This window comes from Rhodococcus sp. NKCM2511 (assembly GCF_014905595.1).
GTDB classification, from domain to species: domain Bacteria; phylum Actinomycetota; class Actinomycetes; order Mycobacteriales; family Mycobacteriaceae; genus Rhodococcoides; species Rhodococcoides fascians.
In genome coordinates, this window is record NZ_BNHJ02000006.1 from 48,417 (window position 1) to 61,423 (window position 13,007).

A 13,007-nucleotide genomic window follows, 5' to 3' on the forward strand; every position below is an offset into this window, starting at 1 on the left:
ACAGTCTTCCCGCCCAGGAACGAATCGACACCCGCACTTGGAATCGCGGCGCTCGCTTCGTTCGAACGAGGCCTGCCGGCACAGGCCGGTCTCGTTTCGTCTCAAGCGAGCAGAGCAGACTTTCGTGCCACGGTGACGGCCCAGTCCGCGTCGGCGCGCCAGGGCCGCAGGTCCCAGGTGGAGAATCGATGTTCGACGAAAAATCCGACGGCAGTGAGATCCTCGTGGAGTTCGTCGGCTGTGTATGCCCGGTCGGTGGCGAAGCCGGTGACGAACACTCCGCCGTCCTTCAGATGTGCCCAGATGCGTTCGAGCGCAGCATGTTCGGTGCCGGGCTCCAGAAAAACCAACACGTTGCCGGCCGCGACGACCGCGTCGAACGTGCGATTCAACTCGAGCGTGGTCAGATCCGCGAGATGCACGTCGAGTTCGGGGTGACTACGCGCCTTCTCGACCAGAATCGGATCGAGATCCACGGCGGTGACGTGGTGGCCACGTCGCGCCAGTTCGGCACCGAGTCTGCCCGTACCGCAGCCGGCGTCGAGAATGTCCGACGCGGGGGAGACCACCGCGTCGACCATGCGGGCCTCACCGTGCAGATCCACGCCGCGTTCGGCCAGACGATCGAATCGCTCGATGTACCGGGCGGAGTCGTCGGCGGAGTTCTCGGCTTGCCAGCGTGTGGTCATGCCGCCAGGGTAGGTCAGCTCGGTTCGTCGAGGGCCGACCGGGCTTCGGTCACGCGTGCCCGCGCCGTCTCGAGTGCCTCGGCTGCCGACTCGGCCTGTTCGACGCTTTTTCTCTCCGCGGCCCGCGCTGCCTTCGCTGTGGCTCTCGCGGCCTCCAGTTCGGCTTCGAGTCTCTCGACTTCTGCTGTCGCGCTGCGTCGTTCGGACGCAGCGCGCTCCGTGCCCTGGTCGGCAGCGTCGGCCGCATCACGTGCGGCATCGAATGCGGTTTCGGCAGAGTCGAGTTCGGCGACCAGCCGATCGTGTTCGGCCTGGCGCAGCCGCTGGGCTTCGGAGGTGTCTTCGGCATCCGGCTCTGCAGCGGACTCGGGCGCGTCATCGGTACCGTCCGGTTCGGCTTCCGTCTCGGCATCGGCATCGTCGACCGTGTCAGGAACCAGCGAGAGCAGCGCGGGGCCGAAGCCGCTGTATGTCTCGGCCACCACCGTTCGGCCCGCACGAACCCGGTCGCGGATCTCCGGATCGGCCATTGCAGCATTGAGGGTGTTGGAAACCTCGCGCGCCGCGTTGTCGCCGACGGTCACGCCACGTTCGAGACCCAATGCAACGGCTCGATCGGTGAGCGCGCGTATCGAAGCGCTTCGAGCGGTGGACAACTCACGCAGTCGATGTCCGTCGCCGCGTTGCTGAGCCCGTTCGAGTTCGGCACCGAGGTCGAACAACTCGGCGACCGCGGATTCGTCCTGACGAGCGAGTGTGTTCACCAACCAGGCCACGACAGTGGGTTTACGGAGTCCGCCGATACGAGTGGCACCGGACTTGTCTCCGGCCTTCTTGAACCGGGTCACATACGCCGATCGGTGCGACACGAAGTCGGCGGGTGCCAGTGAATACAGGTCGTCGATGACGATGTCGATATCGGGGAGATCCTCGGACATGTGAACAGTCCGTCTCGTTCGAGCAGTCACCTCGGGGAAGTGACATGCGTGAAAGATGTGTGCCCCCGGCAGGATTCGAACCTGCGGCCTTTCGCTCCGGAGGCGAACGCTCTATCCCCTGAGCTACGGGGGCGCACCGGCTTCAGCCGGCGTGCCTGTTGGGCTGTACGAAAGACTAGCGCATGTGCGACGCGAGTCGAAATCACCCCTCGGGCAGCGGCTGCGCACCCTTCGCCGCGAGCATCTGCTTCATCAGAGTCGACTCACTCGTCTGCGTTGCCACCATGGACTTCGCCAGGTTGATCACCGCAGGAGACTGCGCGTGCGTCTGGGCGTATTCCATCATCGCCAGGCCGCCCTCGTGGTGACGCAGCATCAGCTGCAAGAACATGACGTCGACGTCGGTTCCGGTCGCTTGGCGTAGTGCGGCGAGCTCCGCGGAGCTGGCCATGCCGGGCATGGCCCTGGTGGGATCGGAGGATCCCGGTTCCATCGACATGCCGCCCATCGAATGGCCGTGAGAGTCGTCGGCCGTCATCCAGGTCATGTAGCCGTCGGTCGATATCGGCGCGCGGTCCCACAACGCGAGCCAGCCCTGCATCTGGCCCACCTGATTCTGTTGCGAGGTGAGCATGTCGAACGCCAGGCTCTTGACGGCCTGATCGGGCGCGTTGGTCAACGCGACCGCGGCCATTTCGATGGCCTGGTTGTGGTGCACCGTCATGTCCTGGGCAAATCCGACGTCGACCGAATCTGCTGCGGGGGAGTTGTCACCGTTGCGGAACGGATTCTGCGCCAGGAAGCCCAGCGCGAATCCGATCGCAATTACGGCGATCACGGCCAAGGCGACCAGCGCAGTGCGCTGGCTCCGCTTGGTCTCGGGGACGCCGTTGACCGAGTCGACTGTCGATTCGGTCATCAGCTTGCGGGCACCTGGAGATCGCTGGGCAGCTGCGCTCCGCCGGGCAACTGGGCACCGCCGGGTAGGCCGCTCGGCATTCCGCCTGCGCCGCTGGTCTCGCTGGCGTCGGGAGTGATGCCTGCGCCGTCCATCGGAACGGCGTCCGCACCCGGGGCCGAAGCGTCGAACAGCGGCGGGTTGTCGGGATCGAACGCGTTGTCACCGACTCCGGGCACGGATGCGCAGCTGGCACCGACCTCCGGGTAGGCGAATCGATTGAGGCGCAGAGCCGAGATGAACTGACCGATGCGCTCGTCGTCGACGCTGTCGAGCTTGAGCTGGTGACCCCAGGACTGCAGCGAGACGGGAGTGTCGAGGCCCGGGTACGGCGACATCATCATCTGCGTTTCCCCGTCGACGCGGTCGGCGAGGGACTGAATCTGGTCTTCGTTCAGGTCGTCGGGGTTGTACGTCACCCAGACCGCTCCGTGTTCGAGGGAGTGCACGGCGTTCTCGGTGCGGATGGCCTCGGGGTAGACGATGCCGGTGCAAGTGGCCCACACCGCATCGTGCGGTCCGCCGAACGGCGGCGTCTGGTCGTAGGCGACGCGTTGCGCGCGCCCGACGTGCAGGGCTGCCGGGTATTCCTTGATGGTGACGCCGTCGATTCCCGTCGACGGATCCTGATTGCTCTCGCTGGGCGCGAATTTCTGCGCCTCGGCGCGGTCCTGGTACTTGGGGTAGAGGTTGACCCCGAGGCCCACGACGAGTCCGACGACCACAACGACACCGGCAACCGTCAGCCAGGGAATCTGTCTGCCCTTGGCGGCGGGGACACCGCCCTGCTTCTTGCGAGCTGACTTCTTGTTGGCTGCACTGATGGCTTTGTCTGCCTTCGCAGCCGACTTGTTCTGACTGCCTTTGTCGGGACCCGTTGGCATCGCTGTGGTTGCTCTCTCAGTCGAGGAAAAGTGGGTGGTCGGTAGCGCTGGTGGTACGTATCTGCTGGTGACGGCCGTACTCGACGGTCGTCCGCGCAGAGCGCCCCTACTGTACGTTCTCTGTCTGAGAGCGTGCTCAGAGCCCGTGTGGACCGCATCGGCCAGGTGGCCCCGCGCTCGGACGGGCAGTGGATGCGAGTATGCCGCACACCAGCCAATAGGATGGCTACCTGTGACTCCCGCCGATCTTGCCGAATTGCTTCACGCGACCGCCGCCAAGGTGCTTGCCGACCGCGGCCTGGACGCATCCGTTCTCCCTGCGAAGCTCACGGTCGAGCGTCCCCGCAATCCCGAGCACGGTGACTACGCCACCAACGTGGCGCTGCAGGTGGCGAAGAAGGCCGGAGCCAATCCCCGTGATTTCGCCGGCTGGCTCGCCGAGGCGCTCGCGGCCGACGCCGCGATCGCCAGTGCCGACGTCGCGGGCCCCGGCTTTCTGAACATCAGGCTGGCTGCCGCAGCGCAGGGCGAGATCGTTGCCCGCGTGCTGGCCGCCGGTGCCGAGTTCGGCAACGGATCCTCGATGGCAGGCAAGAAGGTCAACCTCGAGTTCGTCTCGGCCAACCCCACCGGACCGGTGCACCTCGGTGGAACCCGATGGGCTGCCGTCGGCGATGCCCTCGGACGCATCCTGACCGCGCACGGAGCCGAGGTCACTCGCGAGTACTACTTCAACGATCACGGCGCTCAGATCGATCGCTTCAGCCGGTCGCTCATCGCCGCGGCAAAGGGGGAGCCTGCCCCGGAGAACGGGTATGCGGGCGAGTACATCGCCGAGATCGCACAGCAGGTGCTGGCGAAGGAGCCCGAAGCGCTGGCGCTGGCACCCGAGGCGCAGGACGAGACCTTCCGGTCGATCGGTACCCAGCTGATGTTCGACCGCATCAAGGCGAACCTGCACGAATTCGGTGTCGATTTCGACGTCTACTTCCACGAGAACTCACTCTTCGAGTCCGGTGCCGTCGAAAAATCGGTCGACTACCTCAAGGGCTCGGGGAGCCTGTACGAGGAAGACGGTGCATGGTGGCTTCGGTCCACCGAGTACGGCGACGACAAGGATCGCGTCGTCATCAAGAGCGACGGTAATGCTGCCTACATTGCAGGCGACATCGCGTACTTCCAGAACAAGCGGCAGCGCGGTTTCGACCTGTGCATCTACATGCTCGGAGCAGACCACCACGGCTACATCGGTCGACTCAAGGCCGCCGCCGCTGCATTCGGCGACGACCCCGAGACCGTCGAGGTACTGATCGGGCAGATGGTCAACCTCGTTCGCGACGGCGTCGCGGTGAAGATGAGCAAGCGGGCAGGCACCGTCATCACGCTCGACGATCTGGTCGAAGCCATCGGCGTCGACGCGTCGCGCTACGTCATGATCCGGTCGTCCGTCGACTCGAGCATCGACATCGACCTCGCCCTGTGGGCCAGCGCCAGCAACGAGAACCCGGTGTACTACGTCCAGTACGCCCACGCCCGGTTGGCATCGCTCGCGCGCAATGCCGCCGAACTGGGGATCTCGGGCGACGATCCCGATCTGAGCCTGCTGACGCACGAGCAGGAGGGCGAATTGATCAGGACGATCGGCGAGTACCCGCGGGTGGTGGCCAGTGCCGCCGAACTTCGCGAACCACACCGGATCGCCCGCTACCTCGAAGAACTGGCGGGGGCCTACCACCGGTTCTACGGCGCGTGTCGAGTACTTCCCCAAGGAGACGAGGAGCCCGGACCTGTGAACACCGCGCGACTGGCATTGGGCAACGCAACCCGGCAGGTTCTGGCCAACGGCCTCGAACTGCTCGGTGTCAGCGCACCGGAGCGCATGTGAGCGCACATCCGGCAGGGCCCAAGCACGCCGATGCCCCAGCCAAGCAGTCGATGTCCGAGCGTCCGAGCGCCGCGTCGGACATGACGACGCTTCCCGAACAGGTGTGGCCACGCAACGCGGCACGCGGCGACGACGGTACGGTTCGGCTCGCGGGGGTGTCGGTCACCGACCTCGCGGCGCAGTACGGCACCCCACTGTTCGTCGTGGACGAGGACGACTTCCGCGCACGCTGCCGCGAGATGGCCGCTGCGTTCGGAGCACCCGAACGAGTTCACTACGCCTCCAAGGCATTTCTGTGTGGAGAGATCGCTCGTTGGGTGGCCGACGAGGGTCTCTCGCTCGACATCTGCTCGGGCGGTGAGCTGGCCATCGCCCTTGCTGCCGGATTCCCGGCGGATCGAATTGCGATGCACGGCAACAACAAATCCGTGGCCGAGCTCGAGGCCGGAGTGAGTGCCGGAGTCGAGCACGTCGTACTCGACTCCAATATCGAGATCGACCGTCTCGACGCCGTGGCCGGTTCGGCCGGTGTGGTGCAGGACGTGCTGATTCGTATCACCGTCGGCGTCGAGGCACACACGCACGAGTTCATCGCGACCGCTCACGAGGATCAGAAGTTCGGCTTCTCGCTCGCCGACGGCTCGGCGATCGAAGCCGTCCGTCGGGTGTTCGCCGCAGACAACCTTCGTCTCGTGGGGCTGCACAGTCACATCGGCTCGCAGATCTTCGAGGTCGACGGTTTCGAGCTGGCTGCGCACAAGGTCATCGGGCTGCTGCGCGACATCGTCGCCGAGTTCGGCGTGGACAAGACCTCGCAGATCTCGACGCTCGATCTCGGTGGCGGCATGGGTATTTCGTACGTACCGAGTGACGATCCGCCGCCCGTCGACCAATTGGCGGCCAAGCTGGCGAGCATCGTCGAGACGGAGTCGGCCGCGGCCGGTTTGCCGGTTCCGACCATTGCCGTCGAGCCGGGTCGAGCCATCGCCGGTCCGGGCACCGTGACGCTCTACGAGGTGGGCACCGTCAAGGACGTCACCGTCGACAACGCCACCCGCAGGCGGTACATCAGCGTCGACGGCGGTATGAGCGACAACATTCGTACGTCGCTGTATCAGGCCGAGTACGACTGCCGCCTGGTCTCGCGTACCAGCGACGCCGACGCCGTGATGGCTCGCGTGGTCGGAAAGCACTGTGAGAGCGGCGATATCGTCATCAAGAACACGTGGATGCCGGCCGACGTCGGGCCCGGTGATCTGCTCGCCGTCGCAGCCACCGGCGCTTACTGCTACTCCATGTCCAGCCGCTACAACCTGCTGACGCGGCCCGCTGTGGTCGCGGTCAAGGACGGGCGTTCGCGCCTGATCCTGCGGCGGGAAACCATCGAAGATCTGCTCAGCTTGGAGGTTCAGCCATGACATCGAAGCCGATAGGCGTCGCCGTACTCGGACTCGGAAACGTCGGTAGCGAGGTCGTCCGGATCCTCACCGAGAATGCAGCGGACTTCGAGGCCAGAATCGGTGCGCCACTGGAGATTCGGGGAATCGCGGTCCGTCGGATCGACGGCGATCGCGGAGTACCGGCCGAACTGCTCACCGACGACCCGGCCGAATTGGTCGGTCGCGACGACGTGGACATCGTCGTCGAGGTGCTCGGCGGTATCGACATCCCACGCAAGCTGGTGTTGTCGGCGCTCGAGAACGGCAAGTCCGTCATCACTGCGAACAAGGCCCTGCTCGCCGAATACACCGGAGAGTTGGCCGACGCGGCCGAGAAGTCGCGCGCCGATCTGTATTTCGAGGCAGCTGTCGCCGGAGCCATTCCGGTCGTGCGGCCGTTGATGCAGTCGTTGGCAGGCGACCGCGTCAACAAGGTGGCGGGCATCGTCAACGGCACCACCAACTTCATCCTGTCGGCCATGGACGAGACCGGTGCCGATTACGCCGAAACCCTCGCCGAGGCAGGCCGATTGGGATACGCCGAGGCCGATCCGACCGCCGATGTCGAGGGTTACGACGCCGCGTCCAAGGCGGCCATCCTCGCCTCGATCGCGTTCCACACTCGGGTCACGGCCGGCGACGTCTACCGCGAGGGCATCAGCAAGATCACTGCAGACGACCTCGAGACCGCGAAGTCTCTCGACTGCACCATCAAGTTGCTGGCGATCTGCGAGCGCATCACCACGCCCAAGGGCAAGGAGCGCATCTCGGCCCGGGTCTACCCGGCACTCGTTCCGCTCGATCACCCGTTGGCATCGGTGAACGGCGCATTCAACGCCGTCGTCGTCGAGGCCGAGGCTGCAGGCCGGTTGATGTTCTACGGCCAGGGTGCGGGCGGCGCGCCGACGGCGTCCGCCGTGCTCGGCGACCTGGTGATGGCCGCGCGCAACAAGTTCTACGGTGGCCGCGGCCCGCTCGAGTCCAAGTACGCCAAGCTCAAGGTGGCCCCGATGGGTGACATCCTCACCCGGTACTACGTCAGCATGCAGGTGGCCGACAAGCCCGGCGTTCTCGCTACCGTGGCCGCCGAATTCTCCAAGCGCGACGTCAGCATCTCCACCGTGCGCCAGCACGGCGCCGGTGACGGGGCCAGGCTCGTCGTGGTCACTCACCTCGCGGCCGATTCCGCACTGTCCGACACCGTTGCATCCCTCGAGCAGTTGGACGTGGTCGTCCACGTCGCCAGCGTTCTCAGATTGGAAGGCACCACAGTATGAGCGTCCACACCCCCTGGCCCGGTCTGATCGAGGCGTACCGGTCGCGTCTGGCGATCGGTCCCGACTGGAAGACCGTCACCCTGCGCGAGGGCGGCACTCCGCTGCTGCCCGCCGGGCACCTGTCCGAATTGACCGGCTGCACAGTGCACCTGAAGGTCGAGGGACTCAACCCCACCGGCTCGTTCAAGGACCGCGGCATGACCATGGCCGTCACCGACGCGCTCGCCCGTGGGCAAGAAGCAGTACTGTGCGCGTCCACCGGCAACACCTCGGCGTCCGCTGCGGCCTACGCGGCCAAGGCGGGCATGTCCTGTGCCGTACTGGTTCCGCAGGGCAAGATCGCGATGGGCAAGCTGGCTCAGGCAGTCATGCACGGCGCGAAAATCATTCAGGTCCAGGGCAACTTCGACGACTGCCTCGAACTGGCGCGCAAGACCACGGCCGAGTTCCCGACGATCGGTCTGGTCAACTCCGTCAACCCCGTGCGTATCGAGGGGCAGAAGACCGCGGCGTTCGAGATCTGCGACGCCCTCGGCGATGCACCCGACATCCATGCTCTACCGGTCGGCAACGCGGGCAACATCACCGCGTACTGGCGCGGGTACTCCGAGTACTTCCGCGACGGCCTCACCACCCGCAAGCCGCGCATGCTCGGCGTGCAGGCCGCGGGCGCCGCTCCTCTGGTTCACGGTGCGCCCGTGAAGGACCCGGAAACGATCGCGACCGCAATCCGGATCGGCTCACCCGCATCCTGGAACGGTGCCGTCAATGCCAAGGAAGAATCGAACGGAGCATTCCGGGCCGCGACCGACGAGGAGATCCTCGAGGCGTACCGGTTGATCGCGAAGACCGAGGGCGTGTTCGTCGAACCGGCCTCCGCGGCCAGCGTCGCCGGACTGTTGGCGGCTCGAAAGGAAGGCTGGCTGGAGCCGGGCCTGACCGTTGTCTGCACGGTGACCGGCAACGGTCTCAAGGATCCCGACACTGCACTGTCGGGAATGCCTGTCGTGGAACCGATTTCGGTCGATCCCGTCGCTGTTGCGGCTGCGCTCGAGCTGGCCTGAGTTGACGGAATCTCCGGCAATGACGAAGACGCTTCCCATCGGGCTCATGGTGACCGCGCGTGTGCCGGCCTCCAGTGCCAACATAGGCCCCGGATTCGACAGTCTCGGAATGGCTTTGGGCTTGTACGACGAGATCGAGGTCACGACCACGGCGTCGGGCCTGTCGATCCACGTCGACGGTGAGGGTTCGGCGGACGTTCCGTGGGGACCGACGCACCTGGTCGTGCGGGCCATCGAACGGGGTCTGGAAGCGGCCGGAGTGTGGGCCGATGGATTGAATGTCCACTGCCGCAACGTCATTCCGCATTCGAGAGGTCTCGGATCCTCGGCCTCGGCAGTGGTCGGCGGGCTCGCCGCGGCCAATGCACTCGCGTCGAAGGTGGACCCCGCGCTGTCGTTGTCGGACAGTCAGTTGGTGCAGTTGTCGTCCGAGTTCGAGGGGCACCCCGACAACGCGTCGGCGAGTTGCCTCGGCGGTGCCGTCGTGTCGTGGAGCGAACCGCCCAATGCCAGTGTGACGGCACGCAAGTACGCCGCCGTGCGCCTGGACGTACATCCCAGCATCAAGGTCGTCGTGCTCGTGCCGTCCGAGCGCTCCTCGACTTCGCACACACGGGGATTGCTGCCGGAGTTGGTGCCGCACCGCGACGCCGCCTTCAACGTCAGTCGCAGTGCGCTCGCCGTCGTCGCATTGACCGAGCGTCCGGATCTGCTGATGGCTGCCACCGAGGATCTACTGCATCAGGGCCAGCGGGCACAGGCACTGCCCGACACCACCCGGTGGATCGCGACGTTGCGCGCCCGCTCGATCGCCGCAGTGGTGTCGGGAGCAGGCCCTACCGTCATGGCCCTGTGCACCGAAGAATTCCCGGCCGATCTGCGCCACGCTGCGCTGGCCGAGGGATGGCGAGTTCTCGACCTCGAGGTGGCCGACGGAGTCACGGTCGCATGACCGACACCGAATAGGGTTCTTGCCGAGCGAGGACAACGACGCTATGGTGAACCCTGTCCGTACATCGTGCGCTTCAGACGCCGGTTTCGTCAGGGCAATCAGGTCACTGTATTCGGGGGAGTTCAGAACGTCCGAGTGATGTGACGCTCCTGGCTCGGTCCTTCCCGTAGTTCGCTGCGGTCTCGGACCGATGGTGTCGTCGGCGGAGTGCGTCGAACATGAACGGCAATATCCGAGTTCGGCAGAAAGCCGAGCTGCGGAACGAACCCTCGGCTGCGCATCGAGCGAGCGAGGGAAGGAAAGGACCTCCGTGACCGATACGGAACTCATCTCTGCGCCCGAAACGTCACGCCGTCGCGCCGGCCTGTCCGGAATGGTTCTCACCGAGCTACGCAGCCTCGCTGGCGAACTCGGCATCAAGAGCATCTCCGGCATGCGCAAGGGCGATCTGATCGCGGCCATCACCGAGCGTCAATCGGGCACCGCGCCGGCCAAGTCCGCTGCGCCGAAGTCCGATGCGCCGAAGTCCGATGCACCGAAGAGCGATGCACCGAAGGTCGACGCTCCCAAGGCTCGACGCGCTGCTGCGTCGGCACCGGTTGCCGACGAACGACCCGCGATCGACACTGCTCCCGAGCCTGCGACGGCTGCCGACACGTCGGACGTAGCACCCGAGGCCGGACGTCGCACCCGGGGCCGCCGCGCCGCGGGTCGCCGCGCAGGTGCGCCCGACCAGTTGCCACTGGACGGCAGCGGCGACACGGCCGCATCGGCCCCCGCTACCGCGGAGTCGACCGCTGCAGCGGAGACCACCGACAAGCAGGACGATTCCGGCGAGAACGCCGCAGCGGAGCGCCCACGTCGTAGCCGCGGCGAGCGCAACCGCCAGGACGGTGCCGAGCGCGAACCGCGTGACACCGACAACGGCAACCGCAACCAGAACGACCGCAACCAGAACGACCGCAACCAGGGCGACCGCAACCAGGGGGACCGGGACGGCGGCAATCGCGACAATGCGGGCCGCAACCAGGGCGACCGGGACAACTCGAACCGCGACTCCAACCGTGAGAACGGCAACCGCAATCAGAACGACCGTGGCGGACGCAATCGCAATCAAGGCGACGGCCGGAACGACAACCGGAACGACAATCGCAACGAGGACCGCAACAACGGCCCGCGCGACAACCGTGACAACAACCAGGACGACGACGGCGAAGGCCGCGGTCGCAGGGGTCGACGGTTCCGCGAGCGTCGTCGTGGACGCGACCGCGGCGAGGGCAACGAGGGCGGCGGCGGTCGCGAGCGCGACACCGAGATCCGCGAGGACGATGTTCTCCAGCCGGTAGCCGGCATTCTCGACGTTCTCGACAACTACGCGTTCGTTCGGACCTCGGGTTACCTGGCCGGACCGAACGACGTCTACGTGTCGATGAACCTGGTGCGCAAGAACGGCCTTCGCCGCGGCGACGCCGTCACCGGTGCCGTTCGGGTGGCGCGTGAAGGTGAGCAGTCGGGTCAGCGTCAGAAGTTCAACCCGCTGGTGCGTCTGGATACCGTCAACGGGGGAGAGGTCGAGGCCGCGCGCAAGCGTCCGGAGTTCGGCAAGCTCACCCCGCTGTACCCCAACCAGCGGCTGCGCCTCGAGACCCAGCAGAACATCCTGACCACGCGCATCATCGACCTGGTGATGCCCATCGGTAAGGGTCAGCGCGCGTTGATCGTCAGCCCCCCGAAGGCCGGTAAGACGAGCGTTCTGCAGGCCATCGCAAACGCGATCGCCATCAACAACCCCGAGTGCTACCTGATGGTCATCCTCGTCGACGAGCGTCCCGAGGAAGTGACCGACATGCAGCGCTCGGTCAAGGGCGAGGTCATCGCCTCAACGTTCGACCGTCCGCCGGGTGACCACACGGCAGTCGCCGAGCTGGCGATCGAGCGTGCCAAGCGTCTGGTCGAGGCCGGCCAGGACGTGGTTGTCCTGCTCGACTCGATCACCCGTCTGGGCCGCGCGTACAACAACAGCTCGCCTGCTTCGGGCCGCATCCTCTCCGGTGGTGTCGACTCGACCGCGCTGTACCCGCCCAAGCGATTCCTCGGCGCGGCACGAAACATCGAGCACGGTGGTTCGCTGACGATCATCGCCACGGCCATGGTCGAGACCGGATCCACCGGCGACACCGTGATCTTCGAGGAGTTCAAGGGCACCGGTAACGCCGAGCTCAAGCTCGATCGCAAGATCGCCGAGCGTCGGGTGTTCCCCGCGGTGGACATCAACCCGTCCAGCACCCGTCACGACGAGCTTCTTCTCGCTCCGGACGAGGCGGCGGTGGTGCACAAGCTGCGTCGCGTGTTGTCCGGTCTGGACTCGCACCAAGCCATCGACCTGCTGGTCGACCGGCTCAAGAAGAGCAAGAACAACCTCGAATTCCTGATGGAAGTTTCGAAGACCGCTCCCGGCGGCATCAACGATTGATCCCTTGTTCCCCGGGTCCGAGGGTCCGGGGAACAAGAGGGCAGGTGCCCGCGTTGTAAGCATCTGTCGGCACAGAAGTACCGACGATTAGCAGGGCAGATACACGCTCTGGCATAATCAACGGCCGAGTCCGGTTCCGGTTCACGTCTTCGATCAGCGAAGGCGACCCGGCGACCATTACAAAGAACGGTAAGGACACCATGAAGGCAGGAATTCACCCCGACTACACACTGACGACAGTCGTCTGTGGTTGCGGCAATACTTTCGAGACCCGAAGCACCACCGACAAAGAGCGCATCAGCGTCGAGGTCTGCTCGCAGTGCCACCCCTTCTACACCGGCAAGCAGAAGATTCTCGACACCGGCGGTCGCGTCGCTCGCTTCGAGGCTCGCTACGGCAAGCGCGCCGGCAAGAAGGCCGACGCAGACAGCTAGCTGTTTCGCCGACG

At 65.6% G+C, this 13,007-nt stretch carries 11 protein-coding genes and 1 tRNA gene; 7 read left to right on the top strand and 5 right to left on the bottom strand.

The window, feature by feature from the left end; all coding sequences use genetic code 11:
- Positions 1-101 precede the first annotated feature (101 nt).
- From JLZ96_RS24700 to JLZ96_RS24720, 5 genes are all read right to left on the bottom strand, one after another.
- Complete coding sequence (locus tag JLZ96_RS24700; RefSeq protein ID WP_201011545.1) at positions 102-689, bottom strand: class I SAM-dependent methyltransferase; 588 nt, start codon at positions 687-689, stop codon at positions 102-104.
- Between the two features lie 14 nt (positions 690-703).
- Complete coding sequence (locus JLZ96_RS24705) at positions 704-1,627, bottom strand: hypothetical protein (RefSeq protein WP_201011546.1); 924 nt, start codon at positions 1,625-1,627, stop codon at positions 704-706.
- A gap of 60 nt (positions 1,628-1,687) precedes the next feature.
- A tRNA-Arg gene (locus JLZ96_RS24710) sits at positions 1,688-1,760 on the bottom strand.
- Positions 1,761-1,829: 69 nt separating this feature from the next.
- Positions 1,830-2,546 (bottom strand): DUF305 domain-containing protein, encoded by a 717-nt coding sequence (locus JLZ96_RS24715; RefSeq protein ID WP_201011547.1) that lies wholly within the window; start codon positions 2,544-2,546, stop codon positions 1,830-1,832.
- A complete protein-coding gene (locus tag JLZ96_RS24720; RefSeq protein WP_027497918.1) occupies positions 2,546-3,469 on the bottom strand; it encodes a DUF3105 domain-containing protein in 924 nt (307 codons plus the stop codon). The genes JLZ96_RS24715 and JLZ96_RS24720 overlap by 1 nt, the downstream gene beginning before the upstream one ends.
- Before the next feature lie 232 nt (positions 3,470-3,701).
- Between JLZ96_RS24720 and argS the strand changes: the two genes are divergently transcribed.
- The 7 genes from argS to rpmE all read left to right on the top strand — a co-directional run bounded on the left by argS (position 3,702) and on the right by rpmE (position 12,993).
- Positions 3,702-5,354, top strand: a complete 1,653-nt coding sequence (gene argS / locus JLZ96_RS24725; RefSeq protein WP_201011548.1) for an arginine--tRNA ligase — start codon at positions 3,702-3,704, stop codon at positions 5,352-5,354.
- Positions 5,351-6,772, top strand: coding sequence for a diaminopimelate decarboxylase (lysA, locus tag JLZ96_RS24730; protein WP_027497916.1), 1,422 nt, complete (start codon positions 5,351-5,353; stop codon positions 6,770-6,772). Before argS ends, lysA begins: the two co-directional genes overlap by 4 nt.
- The gene (locus tag JLZ96_RS24735; RefSeq protein WP_032368776.1) at positions 6,769-8,070 is read left to right on the top strand and encodes a homoserine dehydrogenase; all 1,302 of its coding nucleotides are present in this window, start codon (positions 6,769-6,771) and stop codon (positions 8,068-8,070) included. The genes lysA and JLZ96_RS24735 overlap by 4 nt, the downstream gene beginning before the upstream one ends.
- Positions 8,067-9,134: a threonine synthase gene (gene thrC, locus JLZ96_RS24740; protein WP_027497914.1), complete on the top strand. Its 1,068-nt coding sequence runs from the start codon at positions 8,067-8,069 to the stop codon at positions 9,132-9,134. Before JLZ96_RS24735 ends, thrC begins: the two co-directional genes overlap by 4 nt.
- 19 nt (positions 9,135-9,153) lie before the next feature.
- Positions 9,154-10,086 (top strand): homoserine kinase, encoded by a 933-nt coding sequence (gene thrB, locus JLZ96_RS24745; RefSeq protein ID WP_201011549.1) that lies wholly within the window; start codon positions 9,154-9,156, stop codon positions 10,084-10,086.
- Positions 10,087-10,459: 373 nt separating this feature from the next.
- Entirely contained in the window at positions 10,460-12,559 is a 2,100-nt protein-coding gene (gene rho / locus JLZ96_RS24750; protein WP_032374009.1) for a transcription termination factor Rho, read from the top strand.
- A gap of 200 nt (positions 12,560-12,759) precedes the next feature.
- The gene (gene rpmE, locus JLZ96_RS24755) at positions 12,760-12,993 is read left to right on the top strand and encodes a 50S ribosomal protein L31 (RefSeq protein WP_008715081.1); all 234 of its coding nucleotides are present in this window, start codon (positions 12,760-12,762) and stop codon (positions 12,991-12,993) included.
- Positions 12,994-13,007: the final 14 nt, after the last annotated feature.